The 14,569-nt window shown below is 59.5% G+C and carries 9 protein-coding genes; 4 read left to right on the top strand and 5 right to left on the bottom strand.

Annotated elements, in window-relative coordinates; genetic code table 11:
* Positions 1-20: 20 nt before the first annotated feature.
* The 3 genes from LW884_00565 to LW884_00575 form a co-directional block, all read right to left on the bottom strand.
* Positions 21-650, bottom strand: coding sequence for an SDR family oxidoreductase (locus LW884_00565; GenBank protein MCE3006830.1), 630 nt, complete (start codon positions 648-650; stop codon positions 21-23).
* A gap of 151 nt (positions 651-801) precedes the next feature.
* The gene (locus tag LW884_00570; protein ID MCE3006831.1) at positions 802-2,451 is read right to left on the bottom strand and encodes a hybrid sensor histidine kinase/response regulator; all 1,650 of its coding nucleotides are present in this window, start codon (positions 2,449-2,451) and stop codon (positions 802-804) included.
* Entirely contained in the window at positions 2,448-6,287 is a 3,840-nt protein-coding gene (locus LW884_00575; protein ID MCE3006832.1) for an ATP-binding protein, read from the bottom strand. The genes LW884_00570 and LW884_00575 overlap by 4 nt, the downstream gene beginning before the upstream one ends.
* 63 nt (positions 6,288-6,350) lie before the next feature.
* On the opposite strand from LW884_00575, the gene LW884_00580 reads away from it, so the two are divergent.
* Positions 6,351-7,004, top strand: a complete 654-nt coding sequence (locus LW884_00580) for a hypothetical protein (protein MCE3006833.1) — start codon at positions 6,351-6,353, stop codon at positions 7,002-7,004.
* 83 nt (positions 7,005-7,087) lie between these two features.
* Here LW884_00580 and LW884_00585 read toward each other — a convergent pair whose 3' ends face one another.
* Positions 7,088-8,071, bottom strand: coding sequence for a hypothetical protein (locus LW884_00585; protein MCE3006834.1), 984 nt, complete (start codon positions 8,069-8,071; stop codon positions 7,088-7,090).
* Positions 8,072-8,301: 230 nt separating this feature from the next.
* The gene (locus LW884_00590; GenBank protein ID MCE3006835.1) at positions 8,302-8,736 is read right to left on the bottom strand and encodes a hypothetical protein; all 435 of its coding nucleotides are present in this window, start codon (positions 8,734-8,736) and stop codon (positions 8,302-8,304) included.
* A 186-nt stretch (positions 8,737-8,922) separates the two neighbouring features.
* Here LW884_00590 and LW884_00595 point away from each other — a divergent pair, with 186 nt between their 5' ends.
* The 3 genes from LW884_00595 to LW884_00605 all read left to right on the top strand — a co-directional run bounded on the left by LW884_00595 (position 8,923) and on the right by LW884_00605 (position 14,566).
* A complete protein-coding gene (locus LW884_00595; GenBank protein MCE3006836.1) occupies positions 8,923-10,608 on the top strand; it encodes a hypothetical protein in 1,686 nt (561 codons plus the stop codon).
* 458 nt (positions 10,609-11,066) lie between these two features.
* Positions 11,067-13,745 (top strand): D-alanine--D-alanine ligase, encoded by a 2,679-nt coding sequence (locus LW884_00600; protein MCE3006837.1) that lies wholly within the window; start codon positions 11,067-11,069, stop codon positions 13,743-13,745.
* Positions 13,742-14,566 carry a PASTA domain-containing protein gene (locus LW884_00605; protein ID MCE3006838.1) on the top strand — a complete coding sequence of 275 codons (825 nt, stop codon included), beginning with the start codon at positions 13,742-13,744 and terminating at the stop codon, positions 14,564-14,566. The genes LW884_00600 and LW884_00605 overlap by 4 nt, the downstream gene beginning before the upstream one ends.
* Positions 14,567-14,569: the final 3 nt, after the last annotated feature.

The raw sequence follows: 14,569 nt of genomic DNA on the forward strand, positions 1-14,569 counted from the left end.
GCCTGTGTGTGCTGCAAAGGCTAGTACGCCAGGCCTACACGGTGCCCTAGATAGGCACACGCCAGCGCCTCGCTGGCCAGAAAATGCGCACAGTCGGCAGCACTTATCTGTGTACCGCCATCGGGCAGGTAGTCCCGCTGGGCCCGATAGATGCCGGTGGCCTCGGCGCTGGGCATGTAGGGCGGGCAGGCCATTGTCCAGTCCAGGCCCGACTTGAGCAGGATCTGATATACGCGGTAGTGGTCTTGGGTAACGTGCTGCAAGAACGGCGGAAAATCTGCCGCCTCAGCACGCAGTCGGCGCTCATCCAGCTGCAGGATGCCAGCCCCGCCCACCGTGAGTACCCGGCGTATGCCCTGCTGCTGCATAACGGATACGAGCTGCTGCATGGCCTGGCTCATCAGGCTGATGGGCTTATCCATGGCCCGGCTGCCCAAGGTGGCAATCACCACCTCCATACCTGCAATTGCCTCGGCCAGCTGATCTGTATTCAGCGCATCGCCCGTAAAGAAGGAGAGCCTGGGGTGGCGTAGCAGCACCGCATCGGCATGCCGCACAAAGGCGCGCGCCTCGTGCCCCTGCTCCAGCAGCTGCAGCAGGACATTCTGTCCTACCCTGCCGCCCGCCCCGATTACTACACACTTGGCCATTATCGGATATAGATGTTGAGCTGAATGATATAGCGTCTATTGCTGCATCAAGTTACAAAAAATGCGCACCAGGGTGCTTTTAGGGCTCACTTTTTTTACCCTTTGTAAAATGCACCCACTCCTGCATACGTGTGGCTGGCACCCACCCTGCCTAGGTAGTGGGTAGCAAAATAGTAAAGGTAGTGCCCACGCCCTCCTCGCTAGCTACGCTTAGCGTGCCGCCATGTAGCTGCACAATGCGATGGGTGATGCTGAGGCCCAGGCCGGTACCCTTCTCGCCCTGTGTACCCTTGCGCTGGGTGGCACCAAAGCGCTCGAATAAGCGGGGCAGATCGGCCTGGGGAATACCCATGCCCGTATCGGCCACCCGTATGCGCACATAGGGGGTTCCATGCTCTTCTACCGCATCTGCCACCACGGATACGGTGCCCTCCGATGGGGTGAATTTGATTGCATTGGCCAGCAGGTTGCCTAGCGCCTGGCCCAGCTTGCTGGCATCCAGCCTGGCGGCCAGTCCCTCGGGTGCTTCCAGCTGCAGCCGTAGCTTCTTGCTTACCACCAGGCCCTCGTAGCCCTGCACTAGCTGCTCCAGAAAAGGCCTTAGGGGCTTTACACTCGCCTCCAGCTGGCCACTGTGCTCCAGCTTGCTCAGGTCCAGTATGTCGTCTACCAGCCTGAGCACGCTGGTGATGGCATTGCGGATAATGCCTGCAAAGCGTGCCACCTGTTCGGGCTCGGCCATATCGGGGTCCTGCATCAGGGCAGTCAGCTCGCGTACCCCGGTCAGGGGGCTGCGTATGTCGTGGCTGGCTATGCGTACCATCTCCTCCATTTGCTCGGTGCGGGCCTTTACCTTTTCCTCCAGCCCCTGTATCAGCTGGTAGTTCTCCAGGGCAATGGCTACGGCACCGGCCAGGATGTCGATCAGCGCCTGCTGATGGGGCTGCACCAGCACGGCTTCACGCTCGGCCTCCAGGTATATGATGCCTAGCAGCACCCCCTGGTTCATAAGTGGCACGGCGTAGTAGGCCGCCCCGCCGTGCTGGCCGCGCTGGGGCCCGGGCTGCTGCTGCACCTGGCCCAGCAGTAGCTCGGGCAGGGATACGGGCTGAGCCGGCGGAATGTCTATGGCTACGGCTGCTGCGGCCACATCCTGCCTGCCCTCGGCCAGGGGTACCAGCTCCCCCTGCTGCAGCAGGAGCAGCAGGCCGCGGTGCGCACGCGAAAAACGCAGGGCAGCCTCCATCACGGCATGCAGGAGCAGCTCCCGGTCTCGGGTCATGATGAGCTTGCCCGTCGTGCGGTTCAGGCGCGCCAGGTCGGCCTGGTACTGCGCCAGCGCCAGCTGCAGGCCGTAGGCATCCAGGGCACCCTCTATGGTCAGGCGCAGGTCTTCCTCGTTCCACGGCTTGGTCAGGTATCGGTACAGGTCCGCATGGTTCACCGCATTGGCCACGTGTGCCATCTGGGCTTGGCCGGTTAGCATCACCTTCTTGGCCTCCGGAAAAATCCGGTGGGCCTCTATCAGCAGCTGGTCTCCGGGCAGGGCGGGTGTCATCACCTGGTCGCTAATGATCAGGCAGAGGTTTTTGCCCGCTGCCGCTAGCGCTTTCAGCATCTCGAGTGCCTGCTCGCCATTTTCGGCCACCTCTATTTCATATCCCAAACCAGCCCAGCGCTGCTGCAGCTGTATCTCCAGCGAGGAGAGCAGGTTCGGATCGTCCTCTACACAGAGTATTACCCCAGGCTGTGCAGGCAGGGTTTGTGTAGGCAGGTAGTCTTCCAGCACAGATGGCATCATGGGGTTTGGGGTTTGGGGGTTAGGGGTAGGGTAAGGATAAACTGGGTATGGCCTGGGTGGCTCTCCACCCGTATGCTGCCGCCATGCTTATTCTCAATAATGCGCTTGACAATGGTAAGCCCCAGTCCGGTTCCCTCGCCCTTGGGCTTGGTGGTAAACATGGGGTCGAACACGCGGTCGATCAGGTCTTGCGGAATGCCGGGGCCGGTATCGGCAAAGCAAAGCTCTACCACATCGCCCACCAGCCGTGCCGCTATGCGGATGCTGCCCTGGTTTTTCAGCGCATACACGGCATTCATCAGCAGGTTGGTCCACACCTGCTGTAGCTCTTCGGGGTAGGCCTGCAGCAGCGGCAGCTGTGGGTCCATGTCCAGCTGCACCTGTATACCCTGGCGCAGGTGGTAGTCGTACAGGCCCAGCACATTTTCCCAGCTGTCCTTCAGGTCCACCTGGGTGGGCTGGTCTGCATCGGCGCGGCGGTACACGGTGTTTTTCAGCCGGGTAATGATGTTCTGCGCCCGGCCTATACTCTGCTGCACCAGGTTCAGCTGCTTGAAGATGGTACCCAGGGCATGCAGCACGTCCGGCAGGCTGCGGGCATTTTCGTCGCCCTGCAGGAAGGGCAGTACCGGGCCCTCAGACCCCGTATAGCCGCCCTTTACCAGCTTTTGGGCAGCCGTGCGTGCCTCTGCCACCCCTGCTGCCTCCAGGGCAGTGGCCAGGCGTGCCACCTCGCTGCGCTCCTGGCTGATGCTCAGGTTTTCGGGGCGGGTCATCAGCTGCTGTAGCAGTTGCCAGAACTGCTGCTGCAGGGGGGCACTCAGGCGGCCTAGGAATACCGGGAAACGCCGCAGGGTATCGGGCATACTACCCTGCAGGTTGTCTATGGCCGCGCGTATGGCCCCCAGGGGCGAGTTGATTTCGTGCGCCATAATGGGGGCAATCTCGCCCAGGCCCGCCATGCGCTCCTGCTGGGCTATGGTTTCGCGCTGGCGCTCTATCTCGTGGTTTTTGTGGGCCAGGTCTGCGTTCAGTGCTTCAGTGGCCTCTTTTTCCTGGCGCAGCTCCTCGGTGCGCTCCACCACCCGCAGCTCCAGCTCCTGGGCGCGCTGCTGTAGCCTGCGCTGCCGCACCCGCTGTACGCGCCAGCTTACCAGCCACACCAGCAGGGTGCCCAGCAGGCCCAGTGCCAGCAGGAACCACCAGCGCTCGTAGATGGGGGGGAGCATCTGCAGGCTGAGGATGTGCGACGGACCCCAGCGGCCAAAGGCATTGCGGGCCCGCACCTCCAGGCGATAGGTGCCGGGCTTTATATCCAGCTGGATGCGGGGCTCGGTCAGCAGCCGCCAGCCCGCGTCGGCCGACAGGCGGTACTGATACACCAGGCTATCCGGGCTGCTGTAGAAGGGGGCGCGCAGGCCTATCTCCAGGCTCACATTCCGCGAAAAGTCTAGCTGTAGCTGCCGCGTGTTGGCAGGCGGGTAGGCCACCGTTTCATTGCCCTGCTGTAGCCGCAGGTAGGTAAAGCTAACCGGATTATACTGCGCCTGCAGCTGGTGCGATTCGCCAAACCGGTGCAGGGCGAAGAGCCCGCCATAGGTGGCTAGCAGCAGTCGGTCCTTCAGGGCATACAGGCCGTAGGTGTTTCGCACCAGGCCTGGTGCGGCCGTGCTATCCAGTAGCCGGGCCGTACCCGCCTCCAGCTTGTACAGCTGCCGCCCACGCAGGCTCCACCAGGCGCTGCCCTGGGCCACCAGCAGGGGCAGGCTCAGGTCTACATACGGCTCCAGTGCCCGTATACGCTGGGTGCGCCCCCCCACTAGCCGATACACCGCCTGGCTGGTGAGGCAGATGCGTGTATTGCCCAGCATGCGCACCTGGCAGTTATTGGCAATGCTGCGAGGCTGCAGGGGGTTTCGGGCCCCCAGGCCGGACTGGGGGTTCAGGAAGAGCAGGCCCTCGCTGCTGCCTATCCACAGGTTTCCCTGCTCGTCTTCTATCAGGCCATTGAGCCGGTAGCCCGCTATCTGCTTTCCCTGCTCTATGGCCTGCGGATAGCTTACGTCCCGGTTCTTGGCGCGCAGGTCTACCGAGCTGGGCAGGATCCATTTTTTCTGCTTGCTGTCGTAGCGGATTACACCCAGCCAGTTGTCTTGCAGAAAATAGATGCGGTCTGGGTGCAGGCGGCTAGGCAATAGGCGCGAGGCGGCTATGTCCAGCTTTTTCTCCACCTTGTCGCCCTTGATGAGCAGCAGGTGGGTGCCTGTGGCGGCAAACAGGTAATCCTGCCAGCTGGCCAGGTCCAGGATAGAAATGCCCTGGGTACCCTTTACATACCCGAGCGCCCCGGCCTGTAGCCTGCGCTGCACGGCTGCAAAGTCCTGCATCGCATCGGCCACCTCATCGGTTTCGCTGCCATAGAGTGGCCGCTGAGACTGTAGCTCATATCGGGCCTGTGTCTGCTGGTCTATTTCAACCTGTAGCCGCCTGGCTTCGGCTTTCATTTCGGCCAGCAATTGCCCAGCGTTGGAGCCACTTCCCTCCTGTTTTTTGATCTCCAGCTGCAGCCTGCTCAGCTGGCGGCTTTTAAGGCTCAGGGTCTGCTCCAGGCGCTGCAGCCGTCGGTTTTGCTGCTCGCTCAGGGTTCGCAGCCGGTCGTTCTGTACCTGCATGGCGGTACGCAGGCTTATCAGTGCCTCGGGGCTCTCTTCTGCGGCCTTCCTGGCATGCAGGTAGGCTAGGCCATTGTCCTGCGCCAGGTATAGGCGCCCTGCCGGGCTGGGCAGGATGGTGCTGATCTGGGTAAAGGCACCGTCGATCTGGCTGATGGGTACCTCCATCCACACCCAGCTGAGCGAAAACGGATGGGCCAGCCACAGCCGGTTGTCGCGGTCTATCAGGGCTTTGCGTGCCTGGTCATTGGGCAGGTTGGTGGCTACATTTAGCCGGTAGGCCAGCGCCATGCGGTTGGCCGGCAGGCGGTTATACACCAGGCAGCCCTCATTGGCGCTAGCCAGAATCAGCTGCCGATCGGTAAACACGGCATCTACCAGCTGCTCGGGCTGCTGGGGCAGGGATAGCACGCTTAGGCCCTGCTTGCTACAGAGGTACAGCTGGTCGTGCGTGTACAGCAGCGTGCGGGTGGCATCCAGTGGCTTGGCAAATAGAATCGCCTTGCGCGAAAGGCCCTGAAAGGCCGTACTGAGCACCAGCCTGCGGCCCACCACCTGGTGCACACCCTTGCCGTAAAACAGGATGTACAGCTGTCCGCCCAGCTCATACCAGCCCCGGGGCTCATACGCCTGGCCCCAGGCCAGCAGCTGCTCGGGCTTGCCACCCGGAAGGGCTACTCGGTACAGGGCCTCATCGGTGATGAAATACAACTGGTTGCCCAGTATGCGCAGCTGGTAGGTATTGTTCTCCAGCTGTCCGGTTCGGTTGTCTATGTAGGCATTGCCACTCAGCGTATAGGTGCCGGCCAGGGGGTGGTACAGCAGCTGGCCCTGCGCATTGCGGGCCAGGTAGCCCACGCCGTTCTCGGTCTGTAGCCATAGGGTGTTTCGCCTGGCATCCAGGGCCATGCTGCGTATGTGTGCCCCATAGCTGCGGGCGGGCTCGAGTGTGCGGCCATCGAAACAGAATACACTCTTGCCCACGGCCAGATACATAAGGCCTGCGGTGTCTTGCACCAGGCTGTAGTTGGCCCCATAGGGCTCTACGGCCCCAGGTGGGTAGGCCTGGGTACGCACGATAGGCCGATAGGGCTGTGCAGCCAGGGGCAGGATGCCCCACGCACCCAGCCATAGCAGCAGCAGCACATACCGTATGCGAGTCATTGGTGCACAAATTAACCCAGGATAGCTTAACCCAGGCGGTTGAGTTTTCCCTATATTGCCTCTATGCGATGTTTGAAACTGTGGGTAATCCTGCCGGCTGTGCTGTGCAGCCTGTGTACCAGCCGGGTGTATGCCCAGCCGGATAGTGTATGCTTTGTGGTAACCCCTGCCGCTGGTGCTATTCTGTACCGCACGAATGCACCCGACTCGGCCCTGCTGCTTACCCAGCCCTTTCGGCACACGGCGTTCTGGCTGCCAGAGCCTGCCAAGGCCGTAGTGCTGCTGAAGGCCGACACGCGCGTAGAATCCAGTGAAATAGCCCGACTGCAGGAGGACCTGCTGAACCTGGGCGTACAGCGGGTGCTGACCTACCACCTGGATGCACAGGACCGGGAGCTGGTGCGCCGCTTCGGCCTGGAGCTGCCCGAAGCGACACCGGACACCCTGGTGCTGCTGCTGGTGCGCGACCGAATTGGCTGGTACAATCAGTCCGACTTCCCCTACCTGGAGCGACTACCCAGCCAGGATGTGAGCCTGCTGGGGCCTGCACTGGCCCGCTACCCGGAGCATGTGCTCATCTTCCGCTTATCCAGAGATGCCAGCCGGGAGCTGATGCGGGCACTGAGCCTGGAGCTGGGCCGTACGGGCCGGGTGGTAGAGGGCCTACAGAACACCCTGCCGCAAGAGGAAGCCCTGATGCTACAGGCACCCGAGTGAAGTGTGAACATCAAGCCAAGCGTAGGCCCAGGCATCCGCACCTACTGTACATAATGACCTGCCTGCTACCGTGCAGAAAGCAATCAGGCCCGCCTGGAAGGAATAAAGTAGCTAATACCCAGCTGAATACGCCCCCCCAAGCCTAGCTGAGTGCCCCGATAGTGCTGCGCAATGGGCCGGCTAAGCAGCAGCTGCCAGGCAAAAGCCCCGGTGTAGCACGAGGCACCCACCTGGCCGCTGAGTACGCGCCCGCCGGTGCCAGATAGCCACTCGCCCCGATACGAAACGCCCGCCGTGTGCTCATAGGCCAGGCCCAGGCTAGGCAGCACACGCAGCCGCTGCCCCAGCTGATAGAACAGCTGCCACTGCCCATTGAAGGCACCCAGATACTGAATCTGGTCCGGATTCGGGGCTGTGTGGCGGTACTGTAGCTGTAGCTGGCTGCCCCAGCGCAGGTAGCGCAGGCGCAGCAGCAGGTGCCCCAGCCCACCCCAGGCTGCCATACCGGGCTGCAGCAGGGCAGTAGCCTCTGGCGCCTGTGTGGCAAATCGGCCAGTGGGCAGCTGCAGCTCGGCACCCAGTCCTAGCTGCAGGCTTAGGCTGTCGGTGTCTGTCCACAGGGGGTAGTACCACGCACCCAGGCGTGCATCTGCCAGCCCCGTGCGCAGGCGCGTGGGGGTGCCCTGCCCCACCTGTGCCCGCGTTTGCCGCAGGGGTACCGCTGCCCCCAGCTGCCAGCGCTTGCCAAGCCATAGCCGGCCACTTAGCTCCCAGGTATGATACAGCTCGTAGTCCGCCCGGGCAAATAGTCCGGCCGACTCCTTAGCCGGGCCGCCGGGCTGATGCAGACTCGGGTCGTGCTGGGTCTTGAACAGCGGGTTGGGCTGATCGGCCACCCCATTGGGGATGTTGTGATAGCCCTGCAGGCGTGTGTACAGGTAGTTTACGCTCAGCTGGTGCGAGCGGTCTTGGGGCAAAATGCCATAGTAGGGGCTGCACACATCGCAGGCCCAGCCTATGCCCGGCACCAGCGCATAGATAACAATCAGAACTGAAAACAGCTTCATGGCTGATAGAAATGAATAGAGAGAAAGTGGAAAACAACCCCCTGTGCAACGCCCATATACCAAGATCCTGGCCACACATGCAGCGGAACAACCGGGCATAACGAGCATAAAATGGTGTACAGGGGCGAGAACCCCAAGTCGTGCTGCACGACAGGGTGTGGATGCGGCCATACACTCCACACCCGGCCCTGTGTAGGGGGGATGCGTAGGCGTAGCCTGGCTCAACCAACTCAGGCCTCTGGGGGTGGGCTGGGCGGAAGCGGGAGCCTGCCTGGGCCAGGCAGCGTAGTCTGGGGCACCAAGGCCCGCGTGCCTGCATACAGGCCCAGGGCTGGGCTTGCCTCCGGCTCCAGGTAGACCGGCACATAGCTAATGAGCGGGGGAGACTGGGGCTGGTCTGCCGCAGCGGCCAAACTATGCGTGCGGCCTTGCAGCTTCTTCTTCAGCACACAGCTGCCATTGCAGTGTAGTGCGGGCCTATCCTGGTTTACACAGTAGCGTTCCGTTAGCTGCTGCTGCCGTAGCCTAAAGGCCAGATAGGGCACAATGGGCCCCAGCAGCACCCAGGCATAGGCTACCATAACCACTAAGGATATCCACCGGCGAGACCGCACGACGCAAATATAGCCGCTAAACTCATCCATCCATAGTATCGCTAAACTCATGCCGCACAGTAGTGCGCGTGCGGCTGTACAGGCGCGCACGGAAAAGTGCTGATTTGCGAATGGTACCTAGTACCTGAGGCGCAGACCCCGAGGTTTCACGGGCCTGTGACCCCATGCCGCTGGCCTTGACTTAGTCAAAAACTCAGGTTATCTTCGGGCCGTTCAACTCTCTGAATCACAGCTATTATGAAACCTTTCAAGTTAATTGTCTCATCATGCCTTGCGCTGCTCATGTTTTTCTCCTGCAAAGAGGCAAAGGAGGAAAATCAGGCTCAAGAAACGATTCAGAAAAAAAGCAAAAATACTTATCCGGCTACTAACCCATTCTTATCGCAGGGTATATACGGCGTAACACATGTTAACTCAGGTCAAACAAACTGTGTGCCTTATCACATAAAGGATGGAAACTATACCACAGATTTAAACCAGCTTAAGCCTATTTGGGGTGGTCCAGTAAACAACGTGACCTATGCTTCAGTTAATAAAGATTATATGTGGTCTGTTTCAACTGATCGCATAGCCCTAATTGATAAAAGCAACAAGGGCTGGGATCTGGTTACTGATATAGATCTGCCAGGAGCAAAGCGCTTGACTGTAGAGCAACTAAAGTCTATTTCTGATGTAACCTATACTTCATTGGAATCCGCTTCTAGCCATCTAAAAAAGATTCTGGGGCCGGAACCCGGCTTGGTATTGCCAGCAGGCATATATGCACTGGTAAGCTCTGATGATTACGTATATGCCAATGCAGGAACCATTGTTTCTGCCATAGGTCTAATTGACAAGGAAAATCCTAAAAAAGGATTAGAAGTAAAGTATAAATTTGACGTTTCTTCGCTTATTCCTAAAGCCGAAGTAGCACCTGGTGTAAAGAGAATTAATATGGTGGGTATGAACATGACCTATGACGGCCATATAATAATCGGGGCGGTTAACGGGATTGCAGTAATTGACAAAGAGCTAAAGGGTCCAGGTAAGTTTTATGCATTCAATGAATCGGAACTGTGCACCAACTCGATGGCAGTAGACGAAGAAAATGGCATCTATGTAGCTACGGGTAGTAAAACGCCCAAGGGAGATGGCATGATGCGAAAACTGGTGTGGACCGGTACAGAGATTTCGGATAAAGAATCCGATGGTGCTTGGATATGCCCCTACACGGGTGGAGATTGGCCCCCAGCTATTAAGGCAGGAACCGGAGCCGGTTCAACCCCAACTCTAATGGGGTTTGGAGACGACAAGGACAAACTTGTTCTTATTACGGACGGCCAAAACAGAATGAATCTAGTTGCCTTTTGGAGAGATGAAATACCGGCTTCTCACAAGAAAAGGGAGGGAACAAAATCCAGAAGAATTGCCGGGTATATCCCGATAAAAGCCGGATTACCAGAAGACAGAAAGTGGATACAGTCTGAACAGACAATAATCGTAAATGGCTGGGGTGCATTCTTAGTTAATAACCTTATTGATGAAGGCCATCAAGATCGGATTATTGATATAATGACCATTGGTCCCGTTCACAATGGTCCGATGGGAATGGAAAGAGTTGAGTGGAATCCAGACAAGAATGAATTTACGTCGGTTTGGACAAGAAATGATGTTGTTTCTATAAGCATGGTGCCATTAGTTACCAGCGGCTCAAATATGGTGCTGGTCAATGGATATACAGCTAAAAAGGGATGGGAAGTTACCGGCCTGGATTGGGATACAGGCAAAACCAGAACGAGAATTGAATTCGGACAAACCAACAGGGGGAATGGTGCCTATGCCATTCTCCAGCTTCTGGAAGATGGGGATTTGCTCTTTAATTCTGTCATCGGGCCCTATAGAATCCCCCTTTCGTCAGCCCATTCTGGCAGCCTGCATAAGTAATATGTGTACAGCTAGTCTTCTTGTCTTCCGCCTTGATTAATAAAGTTCAGGCTTCTTTCTCCGTGCCTTGCCAGGCTAGCGCCGCCTTTATTTTTGGTTCTTGTCAGGCTCATATTCCCAAGTTGAAGTGTACTTTTTCTTGATAAAAAGCACCAAAAATCAAGGGCTGTGCCAGGCCTTAGCAGGCGGCATTTTCGCGAGGACGATGTGGAAACAGCAGGATGAAACCCGCGATGATACCCACGGGGGGTTCCCGCCAAAAAGAACACACTTCGCTCAAACAGCTTTTTGTTTTTCCGCTACGGCCCCGTCCCCCTTCCGGGCGCTAGCCTGGCAAGGCCCATTTGCAGGGCGTGTTCGGGATAATCCCCGCACGGGTAGTGCGCCGCACCTGCGGTGCATAAAGCCCGGTTCGTGTTGGCTAAGATAAATGAGCCGAAAGCCGTACCTTTGCAGCCATGCGCGTAGGCATATTTTTTGGCGGCCTGTCCCGCGAGCGAGAGATCAGTTTTGCCGGTGGGCGCACGGTGTTCGACCTGCTGGATAAGTCGCGGTTTCAGCCCGTACCCATTTTTGTAGACTCGGTGGGTCGGCTCATCCTGCTCCACTGGCCCAACCTGTACAAGGGCAGCATCCGCGATTTCTATCCGCCGGCAGCCTACACACCCCACACCGCCCTTCCTTTTCAGTACTATGCCGAGCAGCTGTATCCGGAGCTGCAAGACCACTGGACCGAGCTAATGCAGGCCGTGGGCAGGCCGCTGAGCTGGGAGGAGCTGCCGCAGTACATCGATGCGGCCTTCCTCACCCTGCATGGCCTGGGCGGCGAGGATGGCAGCCTGCAAGGCATGCTGGAATGGCTGGGCATTCCCTACACCGGCTCGGGGCTATATGGCTCGGCGGTGGGCATGGATAAGCAGCGACAAAAGCAGCTGATGCAGCTGGCGGGCTTCTCCACCCCCGCCTATGCGGTGGTACAGCTGGCCGAGAGTGCCGAGGAGTGGCATGCCAAGGCTGCCCAGATTGGCTACCCCCTGGTGGTGAAGCACCCCACGCAGGGCAGCAGCATAGGCGTACGTATTGTGCAGCAGGCCAGCCAGCTGGCCGATGCCATCTGGCAGTGCAGCTTTCGCTACCTGCACCGGGCGGCTGCCTGGCACGCGCTAGACGAGGCCGATAAGCTGCAGCAGCTGCACCGGCTTACCGATATTCGCCATAGCCTAGGGCTGCCCCTGTATGTGCAGCTGGACGGCGAGGAGCGGCTAATCCATAGGCCCGACGTGCTGCTAGACCTGCTGAACAGCCTGCAGCAGGATGCCCTGCTACGTGCCGCAGACAGCACCGACAGCCTGCTGCTGGAGGCATTTGTGGCGGGCAGGGAGTTCTCCGTCATTGTAATAGAACAGCCAGATGGAAGCCCGCTCGCCCTGCCCCCTACCGAGATCATTAAGGGAGCGGAGGTATTTGACTACCGCAGCAAGTACCTGCCGGGCATGAGCCGAAAGCTCACCCCCATCCGGATGGATGCCGAGGCACTGGGCGACCTGTGCCGACAGGCCGAGGCCCTGAAGGACTTTCTGGGCATAGAGGTATATGCCCGCCTGGATGGGCTGATAGACAGCCGGGGCCGGGTGTACTTCAACGACCCCAACACCACCTCGGGCATGCTGCCCAGCAGCTTCTTCTTCCACCAGGCGGCAGAGGTGGGGCTGCACCCCTCGCAGTTCCTTACCTACATCCTGCAGCGCTCGCTACAGCGGCGGGCGGCCCACCCGCGCATGCCCAGGCAGCCCCTGGCCACCTGGCAGCAGGCCCACGCCCAGCAGGGCCACAAACTGCGCGTGGGGGTACTGCTGGGCGGCTACAGCAGCGAGCGGCACATATCTGTAGAAAGCGGGCGAAACATCTATGAAAAACTGAGCGCCAGTACCGACTTTGCACCCATCCCCATCTTTGTGCTGGATAACCTGCGGGCACCGGCATCACTGGGGCTGGAGGGGCGCTTCAGCCTCTGGCAGCTACCCATACACATGCTGCTGAAAGACAATGCCGACGACATTGCCGACCGCATACTAAACGGCCTGCTAAAGCCCGAAAGCGATGCCGGCATAGCCGCCATGCGGCAGCGGGCCGAGCCGGTGCGTGCCCTGCTGGGGGCCGCAGCCCCGGTGCCACCCCGCCTGCTGCAGCAGGGTGAGTGGCGGCAGGTAATGGACTTTGCCTTCATAGCCCTGCATGGCCGCCCGGGCGAGGATGGCACCCTGCAGGCCCTGCTGGAGCAGGCAGGCATACCCTACAACGGCAGCCCCGTGCCCAGCAGCCAGATCACCATAGACAAGTACGCCACCACCGAGCTGCTGATGCAGGCCGGACTACGGGCGGCCCGGCACCAGCTGGTACACAAGGCCCAGTGGCAGCAAGACCCCGAGGCCGCCTGCGCAGCCGTAGAGGCCACACTCCCCTACCCCCTCATTGCCAAGCCGCACGACGAGGGCTGCAGCAGTGCCGTGAAGCGGATAAAAACGCGTGCAGAGCTGGTAGCCTACGCCAGCCTGATGTTTAGAACCGAAGACGCCCTGCCAGCTGGCCCTGCCCAGGTCTTGAACCTGAAAGCCGGGGAGGAATTCCCCCACAAGGATACCTTTCTGGTAGAGCACCTCATCCAGGGACAGCCAGGCGAGCGCTTTATGGAGGTAACCGTGGGGCTGCTAACCCACCGCGAGGCGGGCGTCATTCGCTACGAGGTGTTTGAGCCGAGCGAGGCCCTGGCTACCGGCGAGGTACTGAGCCTGGAAGAGAAGTTTCTGGCTGGCGAGGGCCAGAACATTACCCCCGCCCGCTTCAGCAGCAGGGCCAGCGAGCAGGCTGCCATCAGCCAGCTGGTAAGGCAAGAAATAGAGCAAGCCGCACGTTTGCTGGGGGTAGAGGGCTATGCGCGCATAGATGCCTTTGTACACATCCCCCCCGGAGGGGCGGCCCGTGTTTCATTTATCGAAGTAAACTCCCTACCTGGTATGACACCTGCCACCTGTATTTTTCACCAAACAGCCCTGGTAGGCTATACACCCCTGGACTTTATGCGCCGAATCATTGCCTACGGGCAGCAGCGCATGGCCACCCTACCCACTGCCCCATGAGTGCAACACCCCCACCCCCCAACAGCAGCCAGCCGGCACCAGCAGGCCGTCCTCCCGTGCTTGAATACCTGAAGAGCAAAGAATTCTATGTCCTGCTAGGCATCATCCTGGGCGGGGGTCTTTTGCTGATGCTGATATTTTTCTACCTGCTACTGCCCCTGATGACCAACCACAATGAGCAGCTGGAGGTACCCCGGGTGGCCTCAGACACAAAGACCGAACGCTTTGTAAGCCTGGAAGAAGCCGAAGCACGCCTGCTGGAAGTAGGCCTGGCGTATGAGGTGATAGACAGCAGCCAGTATGTGCCAGAATACCCCCCCCTGGCAGTAATAGGCCAGGAGCCCGAGGCAGGTAGCGCGGTAAAGCCGGGCAGAAAAATCTACCTGAAGGTAAACCGCGCACGCGCCCCCATGGTTAAGTTTCCAGACATTGTAGACCTGAGCTATAGCCAGGGCCGCTACACGCTGGAGAACTGGAGGCTACACCTGGGCAGCACCCGCGTAGAACCGGGCTTGGGAGACAACCTCATCCTGCGTGCCTACTACCAGGGCAGGCAGCTATCAGCGGGCGACCTGGTACCCGAGCAATCGAAAATAGACCTGGTGGTGAGCCAGCAGGCCGAGCGGGGCAAAATGAAAATGCCAGAAGTAACCGGAAAGCCCATAGACCAGGCCATGGCAGAACTGCAGCGCCTGGGCCTAATGCCCCGCCCCCGCTTCCGCACGGGCGGCGGTCCTGCTGGCGTTGTGCTCAAGCAGATACCGGCCGCACGAGACTCGGTGGCAGAGGGGAGCGTGGTTATTCTGGAAATAACAAAATAAATC

The sequence above is a fragment of the Bacteroidota bacterium genome (genome assembly GCA_021300195.1).
Taxonomy (GTDB): Bacteria; Bacteroidota; Bacteroidia; order J057; family JAJTIE01; genus JAJTIE01.